The organism is Variovorax sp. J22R115 (assembly GCF_030317005.1).
Classification (GTDB): Bacteria; Pseudomonadota; Gammaproteobacteria; order Burkholderiales; family Burkholderiaceae_C; genus Variovorax.
This window is the reverse complement of sequence record NZ_JASZYM010000005.1, coordinates 188889-208234: the sequence shown is the minus strand read 5'-3', so window position 1 is coordinate 208234 and position 19346 is coordinate 188889. Positions and strand designations below refer to the sequence as shown.

The following is a 19346-nucleotide window of genomic DNA, read 5'->3' as shown; positions in this document are numbered from 1 at the left end:
GGATCGTCATCGTGCATCGCTCACGTGCGGCTCACGAGTGGAAGTGCCGCGTCACCGCGTCGGCATCGAAGGCGCCCTCGATGAACAGCGGCTTGACCCGGTTCACCTGAAAGATTCGGAGCAAGGCATCGCGGCGCTGCTGCTGGGCCGCCAGCCATTTTTCGCGCAGGGCCGGACGCCACCACAACAGTCGCGTGACGCCGGTTTCCGGGTCGGTCACTTGCACCAGGCCGCGCCGTGTGCTCGGCCCGAACTCCAGTGGGTCCCACAGGACCACCGGCACCAGATCGTGGTGCGCCATCGAGGCCACCGTGTCCTCGACCTCCGACAGCGGCAGATGGAAGTCCGAGACGAGAAAAACCAGCGAACGTTGCCGGCCCAGGTAGCGATGGGCCATCGACAGCGCGCGCGCCGAGCGGCCCTGGAGACGCAGCGAGCGAAGCGTCCGAGCCAGCGCGTCACCCATGCCGCGCGCGCGCGTCAATGGCAACAGAACATCCTCGCGCACCGTGCTGTCGCAACCGACGAAGCCGAAGCTGTCGCCGGTGCGCCAGGCCGACCACGCCAGGCTGTCGACGAAATCGGCCAGCACATCGAGCTTGCGGCGCGTGCCGGCAAAACCCATGGACGCCGACAGGTCCGCGACCAACACGACCGGAATCGCCTTGCGCTGGCTGTAGACCCTCACGATCCAGCTGCCGAACGGATCGCGCAGGCTTGCGTGCAGATCGAGCCGGCGCGGGTCCGGTGCATCGAGCAGCGACGCATGGCCGCGAAACTCGAAGCCGCTGTCCCCCCGCGAGCTGCGGTGATGGCCGGGAAAGTGGCCCAGCGCCGGCACCCCGATGCGGTAATGCAGTTCCTGCGAAGACTGGGGCGCGTTCATCTATGGTGCTGCCACGCTGTTGAGGATGCCACTCATCAAGCGGCCCGATATCTCGTGACGCCGCATCTCGTACACCGGCTGGTAGCACAGCCGGTGCGAGATGGTTTCGACGAAGACCGCCTGCACGTCCTTGGGCGTGACGTAGTCGCGCCCATCGAGCCAGGCCGCCACGCGGGCGGCGCGCAGCAGCAGGCTCATGCCGCGCGGGCTGGCGCCCGCGAGCATCAGGTGGGCGGCGTCCAGGTCCGACAGCCGCACGCCGTAGTCGGCGGGCGCCGCCGTCGCACGCCACAGGTCCATCGCATAGGTCTGCAAGGCCTCGGAGGTCTGCACGCCACGCTGGATCAGCTCAGACACCTGGTTCAGCTCCTGGTAGGCGACCAGGCCGCCGGCCAAGTCGCCGATCAGTCGATCCGTGTCGTGGAAGCGCGGCTCGGTCATCAGCTGGCGTCGCTCGGCATCGGTCGCAGGCGCGTCGATGGTCACTTCGAGCATGAAGCGATCACGTGCCGCGGCCGAGATCTCGAAAGTCTCTTCGCGCTCGACGCGGTTGCGATCGGCAAACACCACGAGGTGCGGAAAGCGGAACTCCCGATTGAACGCCGACACGCTGCGCTCGGCCATCACGCGCAGAAGCAGCGAATGAACCTGCGGGCGCGCCCGGTTGATCTCGTTGAAGAAGAAGACCGCAAGGCTCTCGCCGTGCTGGATCAGGGGCCCGCGCTCGACCGCCGGCTTGCCCTCGGCACTGATGTAGGTGTAGTAGATCAGGTCGTTGGGCATCAGGTCGATGGTGCCTTCGATGCGCCCGAAGTCACCGCCCAGCACCTGCGCGAAGGCCCGCAGCAGCGTCGTCTTGCCCACACCGACATCGCCTTGCAGCAGCACGTGGCCGCGCGCGAAGACGGCCGTGTTGATGAGGCGGATCGTCCGCGCCTGGCCGATCACCGCCTTGGCGACCTCGGCTTCGAGCATCAGCGCACGCTGGCGCCAGTCGCTCATCACCCCATCGTCTCGATTCATCCGGAAACCTCCGTCTTTGGCCATCAGCCGCCCGCGCCGCGCGAGCCCTTCATCCGCTCGACAGCCGCACGCTCCTTGGCGTATTCCTCCCTGCAGGCCCGTGCGTAGTCTTCGGGGCCGAGGTAGGTGACCTCCTGGTCGTACCTGGCCAGGTCATCGACGAAGCGCGGATCGAACAGGGCCTTCTTGAAGCCGTCGTGCAGCACGGCCAGCACGTCGGGTGGCAATCCGCGCGGACCGGCCAGGCCGTAGGGCGACATCGCCACGATGTCGAAACCCAGCTCGCGCAATGTCGGCACCTTCGGCCACCGCGGCGAGCGCTGTGCCCCAAAGGTTGCGAGCAGCCGCAGGCGGCCCGCATCGACCTCCGGCGCGAAGCCCGATGAATTGACGCCCGCCATCACCTGGCCCGACTCCACGGCCAGGGTCAGCTCGGAGGTGCCTTTGTACGGCACATGGATGTAGCGCAGCCCGCGCTCGGTGAACAACGCTTCGAGCACGAGGTGCGGCGTGGTGCCGACGCCGTTGGTGGCGATGCTCAGCTCGCCGGGCCGCTTGCGTGCGAAGTCGAACAACTGGCCGAGCTCGCGCATCGGGCTGGCCGCACGCACCAGCACTCCGAAGGTGACGCCCGAAATCTGGATGATGGGTGTGACGTCCCGCACCGGGTCCCACAGTACCTTTTGTAAGAACGGCGCCCGAAACACCGGCTGCGGCATCTGCGCGATCGTGTAGCCATTGGGTTCGGCCTGCTGCAGGATCGGCATCGCCAGCGTGCCGCCGGCGCCAGGGCGGTTCGCAACGATCACGGCCTGGCCGAGCGCCGGCGCCGCGAGTTCGGCCAGCAGCCGCAGCGACAGGTCGGTCGCGCCACCCGCCGCCCACGGCACCCACATCATGATCGGCCGGGAGGGAAAGGCGTCGCTGGCGAGCGCGCGCGGAACATGCGCAAGAGGCCCCGCCGACATCGCCAGCGCGGCGGCGCGGCCCAGCCAGCGTCGGCGGTCGAGGTTCATGCCGGGCCTCCACCGCGCTTCGTCAATCCGCCAAAGCCGCGCTGCGGGTCGTAGCCCCAGCAGGCCAGCACGAAGAACACCACGAGGCACCCCAGCACGATCCAGGGCGCCTCGCCCGGGTCCTTGCCATACAAAGCGAACCGGATCCACTCGATGGCGTGCGTGAACGGGTTGAAGCGGGCCAGTTGATAGACCCATTCGGCGCCGGACTCCCTCAGCTTCCACAGCGGGTACAGCGCGGTGGACATGAAGTACATCGGAAAGATCACGAAGTTCATCGTGCCGGCGAAGTTCTCAAGCTGCTTGATGTGCACCGACAGCAGCAGGCCGAGCGCGCCCAGCATCAGCGCTCCGCAGACCAGCGCTATCAAGGCATGCAACCCGCCCAGCGAGAGCAGTGGCAGGTCGGTGCCGATCAAGGTCGCGACGATCACGAAGGCCAGGGCCTGGAGCACCGACAGCAGCCCCGTCGCGCAGAGCTTGCAGAACAGGAGCCACGCGCGTGGCAAGGGTGCGGTGAGCAGCAGCCGCATCAAGCCCATCTCGCGGTCGTAGACCATCGCCAGCGACGACTGCATCCCGTTGAACAGCAGCACCATGCCCACCAGGCCCGGCGCGATGTAGACGTCATAGGGGATATAGGTGTCGTAGGGCTCGACGATCGCGACGCCGAACACGTTGCGAAAGCCCGCCGCGAACACCGCCAGCCACAAAAGCGGACGAACCAGCGCCGACACCAGGCGGCCGGTCTGCTGCGAGAACTTGAGCAGCTCGCGCATGACGATCGCCTGCATGGCCTGCAGGGCGTGCGCGAGCCCACGGCGCTGCGCGAGTTCAGCTTCGCCGGCTTCCACGGGAATCAATGCGTCGTCTTGCATCGCTTCTCCGGGGCGTCCGCGCCCAGTGTGTCCAATACGTTGGTCGGGTGCAGCAGACCCTCCACCGGCGCCTGCGCAATCACGCCTTGCCCGTCGGTGAGCAGCATGGTCTGGCGCAACTGGCCGTCCCAGGGCCGAAAGCTCAGGTTCGTGCCCTTGGAGCCATCGAGCGGCGTCTTGGCGAGCCCTTGCGCCCAAGTCGCGGCGGGCCCCTTCGGCGCCGCGGTCGCGACCGCGATCAGCGCCTTGCCTGCCATCCACGCCGACCAGTCGCTCTCGGTCATGGGCCGGCCGGCCGCCTTGGCGAACCGGCGGGAGACCTGTGGGGCGCCGTAGCGCTCGAACTGCGCATGCCAGGCCACGGCCACCAATCCCGCATCACCCACCACCGGCCGAGGCAACACCGTGCGATACGGCAGGCTGCGCGCGAATTCGCCATCGCTGTCGACCACCCAGACGGCGTCGTAAGTCGTGCCGGCCGTAAGCAGCATCGGATTGGCCAGGTCGCGCTCCCGCGGGTCGCCCGACAGCTTGAAGGGCTTGGTCGCGACCACCTGCAAGCCGTAGCGCTTGAGCGAGGCCTGCACCGTCGCGGCCCGCAACTGATCCTGCGCACTCGGGCCGACGAGCAGGAGCACTTTGCTCCATTTGCGCGACACGAGCGTTTGCGCCAGTGCGTCGGCACGCATGCGCTCGCTCGGGACGATGTGGAACAGGCGCGCCCGGCAGTCCTGCTCGCGCAGGCGGTCGGCGGCGTCGCCGATGTTGATCACCGGCAGCTTCACGGCATCGACCACGGCCAGCGTCCAATCGGCAGGAAGGTCCGTGAGGAGCACTGCGGCGCCCGCCTTTTCGGCCGCCTGCGCAGCGGCGCGTGCCGCCTCCGGCGAGGCGGCAGACTGCTTCGTCAACACCACGGCCGCATCGACGGCCTGCAGCTCGAACTGCCCTTCCTCCAGCGCGACATCCAGCCCGTCGCTCGCCGGGCCGCCAGGGTGGCCCAGGAACTGGCGCTCCAGGCGCGAGCGTTCGAGCCGCGCGTCGGAGTCGGGCACCAGGAGCGTCGCTTTCAACGGAGTGACCGCGCCCGCCGCCTGTCCGGCCGACGTCGACGCCGCAAGCAGCAGCGACATGCCGACGAAACAGGCGGCTCCCTTCATTCAACCACCACCAGCCCATAGGGCACGCGGCCGACCGGGATGCTCTTGATCGGCTTGGCCGCCGCGACATCGACCACCGTCACGTCGTCGCTCAAACCGTTGACCACATACAGCCGGGCTTCGGCCTTGTCGAGCGTGACGTTCCACGCGCGCTTGCCGACCAGCACGAGATTCGTGACCTTGCGCTGCGGCACGTCGACGAACGCGACGTGATTCGCCCTGCCCAGCGCCACGAAGGCGCGCTTGCCGTCGCGCGACATCTGGATGCCCACCGGCGTGATGTCTTCGCTGCGCGCGCCCTTGACTTCGAACTTCAGATTGCCGACCACGGCACGGGTGGCCGTGTCGATGATGCTGACGCTGGCATCGAGTTCATTCGTGACCCACAGCTCCTTGCCGTCGGGCGTGAAGGCCATGCGACGTGGCCGCTTGCCCACTTTGACGTTCTTGACGATGGAAGCGCTGGCGACGTCGATCACGTGCACGAGGCTCGCGACCTCGGAGGTCACGTACAGCGTCTTGCCGTCCGCACTGACTTTCACGCCTTCGGGCTCCTTGCCGACCTTGATCGACTTGAGCACCTTGCCGTTCGACGCATCGACGAAGCTGACCGCGCCTTCGTCCTCGTTGGACACGTAGATGGTCTTTCCGTCCGGCGACAAATCGAAGGCCTCGGGCTCGTCGCCCAGCGGAACGCGGCGCAGCGACTTGCCCGTCGCCGGGTCGATCACGTCCGCAACGTTCGACTCGGTGCAGGCGAGCATGATCAGGCGATCCGGCATGACCTGGATGTGCCGCCCTCGCTTGCACGTCGGAATGGTGCCCTTGACGCTGAGCGTGGCCAGGTCGATCAGCGTGACTGCCTGGTCTTTCTCGCTCGACACATAGGCGGTGCCCTGCGCCATCGCGGCCATGCCGAGGCACGCGCCCAACAAGGCCGCTAACGAACGGGCGGCACACTTCGGAACCCCGGCAACTTCAACCATCTCGACGTCTCCTTGTTGATTTGAATCGGAACTACGGATCAGCTCGTGCGCGCGATGAAGCCCTCCTCCAGCGTGGGTTGTCCCAGCGCCTGTGTCACCTGGGCCGGCGTGCCATCGGCCAGGAGTTCGCCGTGGTGCAGCACGAGGACGCGGTCGGCACCTTCGGCCTCCTCCACCCGATGCGTGGCCCACAGGACGCAGACTCCGCGCTCCTGCACGTTCGCATGCAGGGCGCGCATCAGGTCCTGGCGCGATCGGGGGTCCAGGCCCACCGTGGCTTCATCCATCAGCAGCACGGAGGGCCGATGCAGCAAGGCGCGCACGAGTTCGACCTTGCGTCGATTGCCGCCGGACAACTCGCGCACCCTGCGATCGAGATCGGCGTCGATGCCGAGCTGGGCGCAGCCGGCCTCGATGCGCTGCGCCGCCAGGCGCCGCGGCAGCCCGTGCAGGTCGGCCTGAAACAGCAGGTTCCGGCGGATGCTGAGATCCAGGTCGAGCGACACCTGCTGGAACACGACGCCGATATGGCGCAAGGCCGCTGTCGCAGACCGGTGGAACGAATGGCCGGCCACTTCGACCTCGCCTTCGTCGGCGGCAAACAGCCCGGTGAGCACCTGGAACAAGGTCGACTTGCCCGCGCCATTGGGCCCCAGCAGCGCCACGAACTGACCTGACGCCAGGCTGAGTGAAAGGCTCTTGAGCGCCGCCCGCGCGCCGTAGCGCTTGGTCAGACCGGTGGTCCGCAGCATGGTCGTCGTTGGCAACGTCTGTGGCATGAATACCTTCGAGCATGCAATAGGCGCGCCCATCGGCGCAAGCGGGTTGCGCCCTGCAGGCGGCACGGGCTGCAGATGCTTCGTCTGCCGGTGAAACACTCTGTGTCGAAAGTGGTTGCCACAATTTCGGCGCAGAGGGTTTCCCCTTAGCGCAATGGCCAATTCGAACGACTCGAAATAGAGGCGGCGGCATCTGGCTGGACCCGCGAATTCGAAGTGTTCCAGCGGGCGCGCATCTTGCATTTAGTGCACTTGCCGGCTTCATTGCGTTGCGCGGCAGTCGCCCTGTCGGCACGTCCGTGCGGGCGGTATCTGTGAATCAGAACAAGGAGACTTCGATGCGAATTTCCGGGCATTTTCACGGGCGACTTTGGCGTTATTCGGCTGCGGCGCTCCTCGCGATGCCAGCGTTGGCATTAGCCAATGCCGACGTCGAGAAAAATATCGCCAATTCGAAGAATTGGGCGATGCAGGCTGGGGACATGTACAACCAGCGCTACAGCAAGCTCAAGCAGATCAACACCGGCAACGTGGGGAAGATGCAGGTCGCGTGGACCTTCTCCACCGGCGTGCTGCGAGGGCATGAAGGCTCGCCACTGGTCATCGACGGCAAGATGTACCTGCATTCACCGTTCCCCAACAAGGTCTTCGCGATCGATCTCGATACGCAGAAGATCCTCTGGAAGTACGAGCCGAAGCAGGACCCGGCGGTGATCCCGCAGATGTGCTGCGACACGGTGTACCGCGGCCTCGCGTATGCCGAGGGCAAGGTCTTCCTGCAACAGGCCGATAGCAATCTCGTCGCGCTCGACGCCAAGACCGGCAAGCCCGTCTGGACCGTGAAGAACGGGGACCCGAAGCTGGGCGCCGTCAACACCAACGCGCCGCACGTCTTCAAGGACAAGGTCATCACCGGCATCAGCGGCGGCGAGTGGGGTGTGCGGGGCTTCCTTGTGGCCTACGACATCAACACGGGCAAGGAGGTCTGGAAGGCCTACAGCACGGGACCCGATGCCGAAATGCTGATGGACCCGGACAAGACCATGACCTGGACCGACGGCAAGATGGCGCCCGTCGGCAAGGACTCTTCACTGAAGACCTGGAAGGGCGATCAGTGGAAGCTCGGCGGCGGCACCACCTGGGGCTGGTACAGCTACGACAAGAACCTGAACCTGGTGTACTACGGCACCGGCAATCCGTCGACCTGGAACCCCTCGCAGCGCCCCGGCGACAACAAGTGGTCCATGACTATCTTCGCGCGTGACGTCGACACCGGCATGGCCAAGTGGGCCTACCAGATGACGCCGTTCGACGAATGGGACTTCGACGGCATCAACGAGATGATCCTGGCCGACATCGACGTCAAGGGCAAGCCCACGAAGGCGCTCGTGCACTTCGACCGCAATGGCTTTGCCTACACGATGGACCGCGTGACGGGCGCATTGCTGGTGGCCGAGAAGTACGACCCCAAGGTGAACTGGGCCACGAACGTCGACATGAAGACCGGTCGCCCGCAAGTGGTGTCCAAGTACTCCACCGCGCAGAACGGACCCGACGTCAACAGCAAGGGCATCTGCCCGGCAGCGCTGGGCTCCAAGGACCAGCAGCCGGCCGCCTTCGACCCGGAGACCAAGCTCTTCTACGTGCCGACCAATCACGTGTGCATGGACTATGAGCCGTTCAAGGTCGAGTACACCGCCGGACAACCGTACGTCGGCGCCACGCTCTCCATGTACCCGGCACCGGGCAGCCATGGCGGCATGGGCAACTACATCACCTGGAACGCCGGCACCGGCAAGATCGTGCAGAGCCATCCCGAGAAGTTCTCGGTGTGGAGCGGCGCGCTCAACACGGCTGGCGGCCTGTCGTGCTACGGCACGCTCGAGGGCTACATGAAGTGCGTGGACAAGAAGAACATCAACAAGGAACTCTTCAAGTTCAAGACGCCCTCCGGCATCATCGGCAACGTGTTCAGCTATGAACACAAGGGCAAGCAGTACATCGGGGTGTTCTCGGGCATCGGCGGCTGGGCCGGCATCGGCATGGCCGCGGGCCTCGAGAAGGACCAGGATGGCCTGGGCGCCGTGGGCGGCTACAAGGAACTGAATCAATACACCGAGCTCGGTGGTTCCTTGACCGTGTTCGCACTGCCCGGCAACTGAGTGTGGGGCCCCTGTGGGCCGGATCCGGAGATGGCAGTCGAAAGGCTGCCATCTCTTCATGCTGAAGACAACAAGGATCTCGCAATCATGAGTTCTAGGAAGGCGTTTCTTATCGCTTGCGCAATGCTGTCCATGGCAGGCGCACTTCACGCGGACGACAAGCCCCCTTACAAGGTGGTGGATGGCTACAAGGTCGACAGCGAAACGATCAAGGGCTTCCGGGCGTGGCGCGCCGCCGCCTGCGACCGCTGCCACGGCGCCAACCAGGAAGGACTGGTCGGGCCATCGCTGATCGTCAGCATGAAGACACTCTCTAAGGAGGACTTCGTCAAGGTCGTGACCAACGGCCGGCTGGACAAGGGCATGCAGAGTTTCGGCACCAGCCCGGTCGTCATGGAAAACATCAACCAACTCTACGCCTACCTCAAAGGCCGGTCCGACGGCGCCATCACGCGCGCGAAGGTCGAAGAGATACCCAAATGACCCTTGCCGGCCCCCATCGATGCATGCTCGCGGCAGCCGGCATCGCGCTGGCGGCGCTCGCGGCCGGCGTGGCTGCCCAGGACACCCCTGCCAAGCGCACCGCGCTGCGTGTCTGTCAGGACCCGAACAACCTGCCGTTCTCGAACGTCAAGGGCGAGGGGATCGAGAACAGGATCGCTGAAGTGTTCGGCAAATCGCTGAGTTTGCCGGTGACCTACTACTCCTTTCCGCAGCGCCTGGCCTTCATCCGGAACACCCTGAGGTTCAAGCTGCCGGGCCAGGACTACCCGTGCGACATCGTGATCGGCGTGCCCGCGGGCTACGACCAGGTGTCGGTCACCAAGCCGTACTACCGCTCGACCTACGCGTTGGTCTTCCCGAAGGGCAAGGGCCTGGACAAGGTGGTGTCCGGCGAGGACTTCCTGAAGCTCGATCCGGCCCAACTGGCCAAGCTGCGTATCGGCATCTACGACCGCTCGCCCGCATCGGCGTGGCTCGTCAAGCACAGCCTCGTCGAGCAGGGCGTGCCTTACCAGGTCATGAACGCCGACCCGGCCCAGTATCCCGGCGAGATCATCGAGAAGGACCTCGCGGCCGGCAAGATCGACGTCGCCATCGTCTGGGGCCCGATCGCCGGCTACTACGCGCAGCGTGTCAAGTCGCCGCCACTGGCGGTGGTGCCGCTGAAATCGGAGCCCGGCGTCCAGTTCGACTACCAGATCGCCATGGGCGTGCGCTACGGCGAGCGCGAATGGAAGCAGCAGGTCGAAGGCCTGATCGAATCCAACCGGTCGCAGATCGAGGCCATCCTGAAGGAGTACGGCGTGCCGCTCGTCGACGCCTCGTACGCGGCCCCGAAGCAATAGTGCGCCCCCCTCCTCCCGATGAACGCAATTTCCGCCCTCAGACTGGCACTCGCGTTGATCTGGTGGATGCCCTGGCTGGCCGTGGCGGCGACCGATTTCTCGGTGGCCGAACGGGCGCTCTTCATGGACAACCAACTCGCCGGGCTGCGGCCTCCGCTCACCCTGCACTACGCCTTTCACAAGACCGGGACCCTGGAAGAGCCCTTCGACGACACGGTGAGCCTGATGCTGACGGCGCAGCCCGACGGCAAGTGCTGCGCTGTTCGCGCCGAGTTCTTCAGCGGCGCGCGCGCTGTGCGCCAGCCCGAGATCGAAAGCGCCGAAGGCAACCCGGCCATCCTCTACTTCCTCGAACGGGACATTCGCGAGATGCAGCGCCTGACGAAAGGCCAGGCCAACTACTTCCGCAAGCGCATCCGCATGGCGGTGTACCAGGGTGCCACGGTGCGCACCGTCAACCTGCCCTATCGCGGCAAGCCGGTCGCGGTGCGGGAGATCAGCATCTCGCCCTACCTCGACGATCCGCTTCGCGCGCGATTCGAAAAGCTGGCCAACAAGACCTATGTCTTCCTGCTGTCGGATGCCGTACCGGGCGGCCTCTATGGCATCCGCAGCCGAATCGACGGAGAATCCGCCGCCTCGGCGCCGTTGATGGCCGAGGAGATGCTTATCGACGGCGCCGGACGCCAACCCTGACGGACCTCCCATGCAACGTTCGCCCACATCGCTCAAGTCGCCCCTTCTGCTGCTGGGCCTGTGCGGAGCCCTGCTGATGGGCGCGAGCCCAGCCCATGCAAACGACTTCCCCACCGCGGACCGTGTGCTCTACGTGCAGGAATGCATGCGCGCGCACCCTGGTCCTCAGTTCGAAATGATCAACAAGTGCTCGTGCGCGCTCGACGCGCTGGCCACCAACGTCAAGTACAAGGACTACGTGACGATGAGCACGATCACCAAGGCCATGTCCATCGGCGGCGAGCGTGGCGGCGCGATTCGCGACGTGCCTTCGCTGGAGCCTCAGGCCAAGCGCTACCGCGAGCTCCAGGCCAAGGCCGAAAAAGGCTGCTTCATCACCCCCGACGCCAGGTAGTCGGCGCGCAGCCAGGCACTTCAGGACTCGACGGGCACCCCGCCGAGCCGACGCGAGTTTTCCGGCGCGCGAAACACCAGGGGATGCTCCACGGCACCCGCCGGCGACAAGCTGCCCGCGCGCTCGACGGCCTCTTCCACCAGGTGATGGTGCGGACTCTTCACGCAGGCCGGGTCGGCAACGGCCGGGTCGTTGGCCAGCATGTACGCCTGGCAGCGGCAGCCACCCAGATCCTGCTCGCGGAATTCGCAGCTCACGCAAGGCTCCTTCATCCAGCCGGTGCCGCGATAGCGGTTGAAGCCCTCGGAATCGAACCAGATCTCGCGCAGGTCATGCGTGCGAACGTTCGGAAAGCTCAGCCCCGGCAGCATCTTCGCCGTGTGGCACGGCAAGGCCGTGCCGTCGGGCGTCACGTTCAGGAAGGTGCTGCCCCAGCCGTTGACGCACCGCTTGGGCGTGCCTTCGTGGTAGTCGGGCGCAACGAAGAAGATCCGCATGCGCTCGCCCATCCGCGCCCGCCAGGCGTCGGTGGTGCGCTCGGCCTGCTGCAGCTGTGCATGCGTCGGCAGCAGGTGATCGCGGTTCAGAAAGGCCCAGGAGTAGTACTGCGTGTTCGCCAGTTCCAGATACTCGGCGCCGAGTTCGGCCGCCATGCCGATGATGCGGTCGATGTGGTCGATGTTCATGCGGTGGATCACCACGTTCATCACCATCGGCCAGCCCTGGTCCTTGATGATCTTCGCGACGCGGCTTTTGAGCTCGAAGGTCTTGGTGTGCGAAAGAAAGTCGTTCATCTCCTTCGTGGAGTCTTGGAAGGACAACTGGACGTGGTCGAGCCCGGCGGCTTTCAGCGCCGCGGCGCGCGCCGCCGTCAGGCCGACGCCGGACGTCAGCAGGTTGGTGTAGTAGCCCAGCCGATGCGCTTGGGCCGTGATCGTCTCCAGATCGTCCCGCACCAGGGGTTCGCCGCCCGACAGGCCCAGTTGCACGGCGCCCAGTTCGCGCCCCTGGCGCAATACCCTCAGCCAGTCCTCGGTCGTGAGCTCTTCTTCCTGCCGCGCAAAGTCGATCGGGTTGTAGCAAAACACGCAATGCAGCGGGCAGCGGTAGGTCAGCTCCGCCAGCAGCCAGAGCGGAGGCCCCGGGGGTGCGTGCTGTGTCAGTCCCATGCCAGCCACCGCTGCTTGCCGGCCATCTCGACGAAAGCCAGCACATCCTCGCCCAGCCCCTGGGTCGAAAAGGCCTGCTCCAACTCGCTGACGATGGCCGCGACGCTGCGCTGCCCGTCGCAGCGCTTCAGGATCTCGCCGCCGCTCTGGTTCAGCTTCACCATGCCCTCCGGGTAGAGCAACACGTGGCAGTCCTGCGCCGGCTCCCATTGCAGGCGAAAGCCCGTTCCGACACGCGGCTGGGTGGCGATGCTCGGCGGCGTCATGGAGTCACTCCGTATTTCAGGGCCATCGCATCGCTCATCGCCCACAGGATGTCGAGCTTGAACTGCAGCACCTCCAGCGCCCTTTCCTGCATGGGCCGGGTGGTGAAGTGCGCGAGCGTGATCGCCAGCCCCTGCTCCACGTCGCGCCGCGCCTGGCTCACCCGATTGCGGAAGTACGACATGCCTTCCGGCTCGATCCACGGGTAGTGCTCGGGCCAGTTCGCCAGCCGCTGCTTGTGGATCTCGGGCGCAAAGAGTTCCGTCAGCGACGAGCAAACCGCCTCTTGCCACGGCGCCCGGCGAGCGAAGTTCACGTAGGCGTCGACCGCGAAGCGCATCGCCGGCGCCACGTGGCGCAAGTCGAGCACTTCTTCGCGTGTGAGGCCCACCGCCGTGGCGAGACGCAGCCAGGCTTCGATGCCGCCTTCGTCGCGCACGCCATTCAGCTCGAACCCGTCGTGGTCGAGGATGCGCTGCACCCAGCCGCGCCGGACCTCCTGGTCGGGGCAGTTGGACAGCACCGCCGCATCCTTGATCGGAATCGCGATCTGGTAATAGAAGCGGTTGGCGACCCAGCCCCGTACCTGCTCTTGCGTCGCGCGGCCACTGTTGAGCATGAGATTGAACGGGTGGTGGATGTGATAGGCGCGACCGCGCTCGCGCAGTTGCGCCTCGAATTCGTCCCTCGTCCATGCCGGGGTGGTCTGAGTCATACGTCGATCTGCATGTTGTCCTCGCAGACCGCGATGCCGGCGCGCGTCAGCGTCGCACGCTCATCGGAGTCTTCGTCGAGGATCGGATTGGTGTTGTTGACGTGGATGAGCATGCGCCGCGTGTGCTGCGGCAGCTTGGCCATCCACTCGATCATTCCGCCAGGGCCCGACTGCGGCAGGTGACCGATGTCGCGGGCGGTCTTCGTGCCCAGGCCGAGGCGCGGCATCTCGTCATCGGTCCAGAAGGTGCCGTCGACCATGACGCAGTCGGCGAGCGCCATGGCGTCGAACACCTCGGGCGTGATCTGCCCGAGCCCGGGCGCATAGAACGCCCGCCTGCCGCTGCGGTCATCGGAGATCAGGATCCCGATGTTGTCTCCCGCCACCGGCCGATCGCGGTGCGGCGAGTAAGGCGCGGCCTTGCTCGACAGCGGCAAGGCGCGAAAGCTCAGGTCCGCGACGCCTGTCACGGCGAACGAACCGCCGTCCAGGGCGATGCGATGCCGGTCCACGCCGCAGTAGTGGTCGAGGACGCGCAGCACGGGGTTGCCTTGGCTCAGGTCCTCGGCGACCGGGTCGGTACACCACAAGGGCAACGCGCCCTTGCGCTCGCGCAGCATGAAGAGCCCGGTCGCGTGATCGATCTGACCATCCATCAGCACCACGCCGGCGATGGCCGAATCGCGCAGTGAACGCGCGGGTTGCAGCACGGGCTTGCTGCGGATCTGCTCGAGGATGTCGGGAGATGCGTTGAACAGCACGCCGTCCACGCCGCCGTCAGGCTGAACGAAGATCGACGACTGCGTACGTGCCTTTGCTTTCAGCGTGCCCGCTCGCAGTCCCGCGCAGTTCCGGCAATTGCAGTTCCACTGCGGAAAGCCTCCGCCGGCAGCCGAACCCAGGACGGTGATGCGCATCGGCGGGGATGGACGACGCCCGACCGGGTGCAGACAAGCCGACACGCCGAAGGCCATGCCCCCGGAGTGCCGGACCTGCCGCAACCGGCGTCAGCGGGCAGCCACGTACATCGTGATTTCGAAGCCGAGGCGCACGTCAGTCGCGGTCGGGGTTTCCCATTTCATAAAGGTCTCCTTTGAAATGACACGGACACCGTGTGGTGCCGCGGGAATCTTTCGATCCCTTGATGCATGGTCTCCCTTCGAGCGTGACCCGCACAGCCCACGGATCATGATTCGAGGCTCATGATTTTCATGAATCGGACCCCACGCCGGGCCCGGCGAGCCGCTACCATGGCCCGCCTCCGTTCCAATCCGGGCCACCTCCACTCATGAGCCTTCGGCTGAAGATCAACCTCATCGTCGTTTCGCTGACTTTCTTTTTCGCAGCGACCGTGCTGGCGTTGGAACTGCGCAGCATGCGCGAATCCGTGCATGAGGAAGTGGTGGCGGCCAACCGCGTTGCCGCGCTGCTGCTGCAGGGCACGGCCTTGCGCTACGCTGCACAAGGCACGCCGGCTATGCTGGCTTTCCTGCAGAGCATCGGACGGATCCGCTCCAACGATCTCACGCTGTTCGATGCGGAAGGACGCGAGCTCTACCGCTCCCCGCCGCCCACCTACAAGGCCGGCCGTGACGCGCCGGACTGGTTCAGCGCGTTGATCACGCCAACCCCCTCCGTGCAGGCCATCGAGTTCCCCGACGGTAAGCTGGTCGTGCGGGCGAACGCCTCGCGGGCCGAAGTCGACGCCTGGGATTACGTGGTGACGCTCGCCGTGGGCGCCCTCGGATTCCTGCTCGTGGTCAATGCCATGGTGTTCTGGCTGGTGGGGCGTGCGGTGCGGCCCTTCGGCCAGATCGTCCGGGCCCTGAACCAGCTGCAAGCCGGGCAGTTCAACGCGGCGCTGCCGCCACTGGCAGGCACCGAGGCCGCGGCCATCGGCGCGGCCTTCAACCGCATGGTCGGCGTCCTGCAGGGCCACATCGAGACCGAACGCCGTGCGGTTCGCGCCGAGATGCAGCTCTCCGACAGCCGCGACCTCGCGCAGTGGATCGACAAGCACATCGAAGCCGAGCGCCGCATGATCGCGCGGGAACTGCATGACGAGCTCGGCCAGTCGGTCACGGCGATGCGAAGCATGGCGCTGTCGATCGCCACGCGTGTGCACTCGTTCGACCCGCAGGCCGAACAGGCGGCGCGCCTGATCGCCGACGAATCCTCGCGCCTGTACGACGCGATGCACGGCATCATCCCCCGCCTGACACCCCTGGTGCTGGACAACTTCGGCCTGGCCGAGGCGCTGAACGACCTCGTCGAGCGCACGCAGCGCACCCACGCGGACGTGCAGATCGCGCTGAAGGTCGAGCTGTCCGACGCGGTGCCGGGCGCCGACGCATCGCTCGCCCTGTACCGGGCGGCGCAGGAAGGCCTCACCAATGCGCTGCGCCACGGCAGGGCTCATCGCCTGCAACTCACCCTGCAATGCCTCGCCGGCGAATTGACGCTGGAACTCGTCGACGACGGCAGCGGCATGCCGCCCGAGGATCCGCAGCGCAGTGGCCACTACGGACTGCGCTGGCTGGCCGAACGAGTCGAGGCGCTGAAGGGCACCCTGGAGATCGGGCGCGTTTCGCCCCATGGCGTGCGCCTGCAGGTGCGCTTGCCCCTGTCGGCCAGCGAGGGCGCCGCATGATCCGCGTACTCCTGGTCGACGACCACGCATTGGTACGCGTGGGCTTTCGCATGCTGCTGGCCGACGCGCAGGTCGAAGTGGTGGCGGAAGCCGAGAGCGGCGAGCAAGCCTGCATCGACTACCCGCGAGTCAGGCCGGACGTCGTGGTGATGGACATTTCGATGCCGGGCATGGGTGGCCTGGAGGCGGTCCGGCGCCTGCTGGCGCAAGACCCGAAGGCGCGCATCCTGGCCCTCTCGGCCCACGAAGACACCGCCCATCCGAGGCGCGTGCTGCGCGCCGGAGCGCTCGGCTACCTGACGAAGCGCAGCGCGCCCGACGCGCTGATCGCCGCAGTCACCGCGGTGGCGCGCGGCGAGCGCTATGTCGACGGCCGCACCGCACAGGCGCTGGCGCTGACGCAACTCGAAGGCGACACCAGCCCGGCCGACACGCTGAGCGAACGCGAGTTCTCGGTCTTCATTCAGTTGGCGCGCGGCCAGACCGTGGCGCAGATCGCCGAGACCCTGAACCTGTCGCCGAGCACGGTGGGGACGCACCTGTACCACGTCAAGCAGAAGCTGGGCGCGAGCAACCAGTCGGAGCTGACGCTGGTCGCGCTGCGGTGGGGGCTGATTCAGGCTTGAAAGACCGGTCCCGGATCAAGGATCGGCCATCCGGATTGCGACGCGTGCGCACGCAGTCTTTCGTCCGGGGAGACTGCGACCGGGTGGGAGACGGCACAGAGCAACGGCAGGTCGCCGATGGCGTCGGAATAGAACCACGACTGCTCGAACTCGGCCAGACTGCGCCGCGATCCTGGGGGCCGTGAAGCCAGCCAATCATTGACCCGGGTCACCTTGTGCTGCCGGTAGCAGGGCTCACCGTCGATCTCTCCGGTGAACGGCGACCTCGCCAGTCCATCCACGGTGGCGGGGCGCGTGGCCACCAGTTGGTCGACGCCGAACAGGCGCGCGATCGGCCCGGAAATCAGTTCCGTGGTCGCAGTGACGATGGCGCACAGGTCACCGTTGTCCTGATGGCGCTTCACAAGCGCCAAAGCCCATGCCGGCATGCGGGGCGCCATCTCGCCCTCGAACTCCTGCTGCCATTGGGTGAGGGTCGCCCGTGGATACTGCAGCAGCGGCCGCATGTTGGCGCGGTGCATGGCATGGATGTCGAGCGTCCCGGCAATGTATTCGTGACAGTAAGCCAGGTAGCGCCCCTCGGCGTCGGCCGGCAGGATGCCCCGGCCGATCAGGAATTGCGTCCAGGCCATGCCGCTGTCGAAAGGGATCAGCGTGAGGTCCAGATCGAACAGCGCGAGCTTGCCGGAGCCCATGTCACTCGACCTGTGCAGGCACCGCTTGCATCAGCCGCGCGGGCAGCGTGCCACGCAGCGCATTGCACACGACGATGGCCTCGGCCCGTTGCAGATCGCTCCACCCCAGGCTGCGCTCGATGGCGCCCCACGCCGGGTCTTCGAGCAGGCAGCCGCGCATCACGCCCGGCAGCGCGCCGTCGGTCACCGGGGGCGTGATCCATCGGCCATCGATCTTCAGGAACACCGACGTACGACCGCCTTCGACCAGGCGGCCATCGGTCGTGAAGAACAGGCTGTCGAATGCGCCGACACGCTCGGCAGCACGTACGCCTTCGTCGTACACCTGACGCAGCGCGGTCTTGTGGGCGGCCAACGGATTGAAATTGGGCAGGCGTTCGTCGGCCACCCGGAGCACGACCGATTCGACTTCCAGGGGCGCAAGGGCCGCATGCTGGAGTTGCAGACTCCCGTCATGGGACAGTGCCAGCCGCACGCGCCAGCGCATGTCGGGCACCAAGGACTGGACGAGCCCCGACACGGCGTCCAGGGCCGAAGCACGGTCGAATCCAAAGCCCAGCACGCGGGCGCTGTGCGCCATCCTCGCCAGATGGCGATCGAGATGGCGAAGCACCGGCCGGGCGCCTTGTTCCGACACGGCAAGCATCGTCTCGAACAATTCGAAGCCGGGATCCAAGCCCGTCAGGAATCGCGCCTTCAGATGACTTTCCCTGAACTCGTCGACGGCCTGGCTGTCCGCCACGATGCCCGCGCCGATGCCCAGGCGCGCGGGCCGCAGGCCCCGCACTTCGTGCCCCAGCGTCAGTGTTCGAATCGCCACCGACAAGCAGAAGTCGCCCACGCGCGCCACGCCCTCCGGCGCATCCATCCAGCCGATGGCGCCGCAATAGAGGCCGCGGGGCGTGGTCTCCAATCCGGAGATCAACTGCATCGTGTGGTGCTTGGGCGCACCGGTGATCGAGCCGCACGGGAACACGGCACGCAGCACCTCCGGAAAGCCGACTTCGGGCTTCAAGCGGGCCTGCACGGTGGAGGTCATCTGGAACAGCGTGTTGTAGGGCTCGATCGCGAACAGTTCCGCCACCTTCACGCTGCCGATCTGCGCGAGGCGGCCCAGGTCATTGCGCAGCAGGTCGACGATCATCACGTTCTCGGCCCGGTTCTTGACGTCGATCGACAGCAGTCGCGCGGTCTCGCTGTCGCCTTCTACGCCTTGCGCGCGCGAGGCCGTGCCTTTCATGGGCCGGGCGGTGAGCAGGCCTTCCTCGTGGCGAAGGAAGAGTTCCGGCGAGCAGGACAGCACGTGTGTCACCGCATCCACGGATCCGCAACGTGCGGGCAAGGTGATCAGCGCGCCGTAGGACACCGGCTGGCGACCGCGCAATCGCCGATACAGCGCCACCGGCGATCCATAGGCTTGTCCGAGCAGTCGGAAGGTGTAGTTGACCTGATAGGTCTCGCCGGCTGCGATGGCCTCGTGGATGCGCGCGATGGCCTCGGTGAACGCCGGCTCATCGACGCTGGGCGTCAGGCCCAGCACGCCGGCCGCGGACACCGGCCCCGGTTCGATGCCCGCGAGCCAATCATCCACCTCGGCGGCCGAGAGTCGCGAAAGGTCGCGGAACATCAGCACGCGCAATGCGGATGCGTCGTCGTTGCCGAGTCGCTCGTGGCCTGCCTTCAGGAGCTTGGTGCCCCATTCGTAGTCGATGAGCAGAACGGCGTGCAGACCTTCGCGCAGGTCGGCATCCACCGGGGCCCACATCGCATCGAGGCCGGCCGGGTCGGTGCAGTGGTGCTCGCGCACGAAGCCACGGTACAGCCGGCTCGTCGGCCGGTCGGGGGTCGCCTCGCTATCGTCGAGCAGTGCGAAACAATCGGTGGGCGAGGTTTTCAAG

The 19346-nt window shown here is 66.3% G+C and carries 21 protein-coding genes; 7 read left to right on the top strand and 14 right to left on the bottom strand.

Translation table 11 applies throughout. The features are described 5' to 3' along the window. Positions 1-31: 31 nt before the first annotated feature. The 7 genes from QTI04_RS10795 to QTI04_RS10765 all read right to left on the bottom strand — a co-directional run bounded on the left by QTI04_RS10795 (position 32) and on the right by QTI04_RS10765 (position 6701). Positions 32-886: a DUF58 domain-containing protein gene (locus QTI04_RS10795; protein WP_286615601.1), complete on the bottom strand. Its 855-nt coding sequence runs from the start codon at positions 884-886 to the stop codon at positions 32-34. Beyond that, entirely contained in the window at positions 887-1909 is a 1023-nt protein-coding gene (locus tag QTI04_RS10790; protein WP_286598592.1) for a MoxR family ATPase, read from the bottom strand. Between the two features lie 23 nt (positions 1910-1932). Continuing rightward, entirely contained in the window at positions 1933-2925 is a 993-nt protein-coding gene (locus QTI04_RS10785; RefSeq protein WP_286615600.1) for a tripartite tricarboxylate transporter substrate binding protein, read from the bottom strand. Further along, positions 2922-3719 (bottom strand): ABC transporter permease, encoded by a 798-nt coding sequence (locus tag QTI04_RS10780; protein ID WP_286599266.1) that lies wholly within the window; start codon positions 3717-3719, stop codon positions 2922-2924. Before QTI04_RS10780 ends, QTI04_RS10785 begins: the two co-directional genes overlap by 4 nt. Before the next feature lie 65 nt (positions 3720-3784). Further along, positions 3785-4936, bottom strand: a complete 1152-nt coding sequence (locus QTI04_RS10775) for a branched-chain amino acid ABC transporter substrate-binding protein (RefSeq protein ID WP_286599268.1) — start codon at positions 4934-4936, stop codon at positions 3785-3787. Positions 4937-4959: 23 nt separating this feature from the next. Continuing rightward, complete coding sequence (locus QTI04_RS10770; RefSeq protein WP_286599269.1) at positions 4960-5877, bottom strand: PQQ-dependent catabolism-associated beta-propeller protein; 918 nt, start codon at positions 5875-5877, stop codon at positions 4960-4962. Between the two features lie 110 nt (positions 5878-5987). Continuing rightward, the gene (locus QTI04_RS10765) at positions 5988-6701 is read right to left on the bottom strand and encodes an ATP-binding cassette domain-containing protein (RefSeq protein WP_286599270.1); all 714 of its coding nucleotides are present in this window, start codon (positions 6699-6701) and stop codon (positions 5988-5990) included. 365 nt (positions 6702-7066) lie between these two features. On the opposite strand from QTI04_RS10765, the gene QTI04_RS10760 reads away from it, so the two are divergent. The 5 genes from QTI04_RS10760 (at position 7067) to QTI04_RS10740 (ending at position 11329) form a co-directional block, all read left to right on the top strand. Next, entirely contained in the window at positions 7067-8890 is a 1824-nt protein-coding gene (locus QTI04_RS10760) for a methanol/ethanol family PQQ-dependent dehydrogenase (RefSeq protein ID WP_286598595.1), read from the top strand. A 123-nt stretch (positions 8891-9013) separates the two neighbouring features. Next, a complete protein-coding gene (locus QTI04_RS10755) occupies positions 9014-9373 on the top strand; it encodes a cytochrome c (protein ID WP_286599271.1) in 360 nt (119 codons plus the stop codon). 23 nt (positions 9374-9396) lie between these two features. Continuing rightward, positions 9397-10239, top strand: a complete 843-nt coding sequence (locus QTI04_RS10750) for a substrate-binding domain-containing protein (protein WP_286615739.1) — start codon at positions 9397-9399, stop codon at positions 10237-10239. Positions 10240-10257: 18 nt separating this feature from the next. Further along, on the top strand, positions 10258-10935 hold the full coding sequence (locus tag QTI04_RS10745; RefSeq protein WP_286598596.1) for a hypothetical protein: 678 nt from the start codon (positions 10258-10260) through the stop codon (positions 10933-10935). 10 nt (positions 10936-10945) lie between these two features. Next, complete coding sequence (locus QTI04_RS10740; RefSeq protein WP_286598598.1) at positions 10946-11329, top strand: hypothetical protein; 384 nt, start codon at positions 10946-10948, stop codon at positions 11327-11329. A gap of 20 nt (positions 11330-11349) precedes the next feature. Here QTI04_RS10740 and pqqE read toward each other — a convergent pair whose 3' ends face one another. The 5 genes from pqqE to pqqA all read right to left on the bottom strand — a co-directional run bounded on the left by pqqE (position 11350) and on the right by pqqA (position 14559). Continuing rightward, positions 11350-12498 (bottom strand): pyrroloquinoline quinone biosynthesis protein PqqE, encoded by a 1149-nt coding sequence (gene pqqE, locus QTI04_RS10735; RefSeq protein ID WP_286615598.1) that lies wholly within the window; start codon positions 12496-12498, stop codon positions 11350-11352. Next, complete coding sequence (pqqD, locus tag QTI04_RS10730; RefSeq protein ID WP_286598601.1) at positions 12489-12764, bottom strand: pyrroloquinoline quinone biosynthesis peptide chaperone PqqD; 276 nt, start codon at positions 12762-12764, stop codon at positions 12489-12491. The genes pqqE and pqqD overlap by 10 nt, the downstream gene beginning before the upstream one ends. Continuing rightward, positions 12761-13477 (bottom strand): pyrroloquinoline-quinone synthase PqqC, encoded by a 717-nt coding sequence (pqqC, locus tag QTI04_RS10725; protein ID WP_286615596.1) that lies wholly within the window; start codon positions 13475-13477, stop codon positions 12761-12763. Before pqqC ends, pqqD begins: the two co-directional genes overlap by 4 nt. After that, positions 13474-14394 carry a pyrroloquinoline quinone biosynthesis protein PqqB gene (pqqB, locus tag QTI04_RS10720; protein ID WP_286615594.1) on the bottom strand — a complete coding sequence of 307 codons (921 nt, stop codon included), beginning with the start codon at positions 14392-14394 and terminating at the stop codon, positions 13474-13476. The genes pqqC and pqqB overlap by 4 nt, the downstream gene beginning before the upstream one ends. Positions 14395-14484: 90 nt before the next feature. Then, positions 14485-14559: a pyrroloquinoline quinone precursor peptide PqqA gene (gene pqqA, locus QTI04_RS10715; protein WP_286567061.1), complete on the bottom strand. Its 75-nt coding sequence runs from the start codon at positions 14557-14559 to the stop codon at positions 14485-14487. 206 nt (positions 14560-14765) lie between these two features. On the opposite strand from pqqA, the gene QTI04_RS10710 reads away from it, so the two are divergent. Beyond that, positions 14766-16127: a HAMP domain-containing protein gene (locus QTI04_RS10710; protein WP_286615592.1), complete on the top strand. Its 1362-nt coding sequence runs from the start codon at positions 14766-14768 to the stop codon at positions 16125-16127. Continuing rightward, the gene (locus tag QTI04_RS10705) at positions 16124-16753 is read left to right on the top strand and encodes a response regulator (protein ID WP_286598607.1); all 630 of its coding nucleotides are present in this window, start codon (positions 16124-16126) and stop codon (positions 16751-16753) included. Before QTI04_RS10710 ends, QTI04_RS10705 begins: the two co-directional genes overlap by 4 nt. On the opposite strand, the gene QTI04_RS10700 is transcribed toward QTI04_RS10705, so the two are convergent. Together QTI04_RS10700 and QTI04_RS10695 are read right to left on the bottom strand one after the other, a co-directional pair. Then, complete coding sequence (locus QTI04_RS10700; protein WP_286615590.1) at positions 16744-17448, bottom strand: HAD family phosphatase; 705 nt, start codon at positions 17446-17448, stop codon at positions 16744-16746. The two genes, QTI04_RS10705 and QTI04_RS10700, sit on opposite strands and share 10 nt — an antisense overlap. Position 17449: 1 nt before the next feature. Beyond that, positions 17450-19345 (bottom strand): chorismate-binding protein, encoded by a 1896-nt coding sequence (locus tag QTI04_RS10695; RefSeq protein WP_286615589.1) that lies wholly within the window; start codon positions 19343-19345, stop codon positions 17450-17452. Between the last annotated feature and the right edge of the window lies 1 nt (position 19346).

Excerpts from the sequence above, each read along its gene's own strand:
- QTI04_RS10795 (WP_286615601.1), bottom strand. The coding sequence starts at position 886 with ATGAACGCGCCCCAGTCTTCGCAGGAACTGCATTACCGCATCGGGGTG.
- QTI04_RS10790 (WP_286598592.1), bottom strand. The coding sequence starts at position 1,909 with ATGAATCGAGACGATGGGGTGATGAGCGACTGGCGCCAGCGTGCGCTG.
- QTI04_RS10785 (WP_286615600.1), bottom strand. The coding sequence starts at position 2,925 with ATGAACCTCGACCGCCGACGCTGGCTGGGCCGCGCCGCCGCGCTGGCG.
- QTI04_RS10780 (WP_286599266.1), bottom strand. The coding sequence starts at position 3,719 with ATGCAGGCGATCGTCATGCGCGAGCTGCTCAAGTTCTCGCAGCAGACC.
- QTI04_RS10775 (WP_286599268.1), bottom strand. The coding sequence starts at position 4,936 with ATGTCGCTGCTGCTTGCGGCGTCGACGTCGGCCGGACAGGCGGCGGGC.
- QTI04_RS10770 (WP_286599269.1), bottom strand. The coding sequence starts at position 5,877 with ATGGCCGCGATGGCGCAGGGCACCGCCTATGTGTCGAGCGAGAAAGAC.
- QTI04_RS10765 (WP_286599270.1), bottom strand. The coding sequence starts at position 6,701 with ATGCTGCGGACCACCGGTCTGACCAAGCGCTACGGCGCGCGGGCGGCG.
- QTI04_RS10760 (WP_286598595.1), top strand. The coding sequence starts at position 7,067 with ATGCGAATTTCCGGGCATTTTCACGGGCGACTTTGGCGTTATTCGGCT.
- QTI04_RS10755 (WP_286599271.1), top strand. The coding sequence starts at position 9,014 with ATGCTGTCCATGGCAGGCGCACTTCACGCGGACGACAAGCCCCCTTAC.
- QTI04_RS10750 (WP_286615739.1), top strand. The coding sequence starts at position 9,397 with ATGCTCGCGGCAGCCGGCATCGCGCTGGCGGCGCTCGCGGCCGGCGTG.
- QTI04_RS10745 (WP_286598596.1), top strand. The coding sequence starts at position 10,258 with ATGAACGCAATTTCCGCCCTCAGACTGGCACTCGCGTTGATCTGGTGG.
- QTI04_RS10740 (WP_286598598.1), top strand. The coding sequence starts at position 10,946 with ATGCAACGTTCGCCCACATCGCTCAAGTCGCCCCTTCTGCTGCTGGGC.
- pqqE (WP_286615598.1), bottom strand. The coding sequence starts at position 12,498 with ATGGGACTGACACAGCACGCACCCCCGGGGCCTCCGCTCTGGCTGCTG.
- pqqD (WP_286598601.1), bottom strand. The coding sequence starts at position 12,764 with ATGACGCCGCCGAGCATCGCCACCCAGCCGCGTGTCGGAACGGGCTTT.
- pqqC (WP_286615596.1), bottom strand. The coding sequence starts at position 13,477 with ATGACTCAGACCACCCCGGCATGGACGAGGGACGAATTCGAGGCGCAA.
- pqqB (WP_286615594.1), bottom strand. The coding sequence starts at position 14,394 with ATGCGCATCACCGTCCTGGGTTCGGCTGCCGGCGGAGGCTTTCCGCAG.
- QTI04_RS10710 (WP_286615592.1), top strand. The coding sequence starts at position 14,766 with ATGAGCCTTCGGCTGAAGATCAACCTCATCGTCGTTTCGCTGACTTTC.
- QTI04_RS10705 (WP_286598607.1), top strand. The coding sequence starts at position 16,124 with ATGATCCGCGTACTCCTGGTCGACGACCACGCATTGGTACGCGTGGGC.
- QTI04_RS10700 (WP_286615590.1), bottom strand. The coding sequence starts at position 17,448 with ATGGGCTCCGGCAAGCTCGCGCTGTTCGATCTGGACCTCACGCTGATC.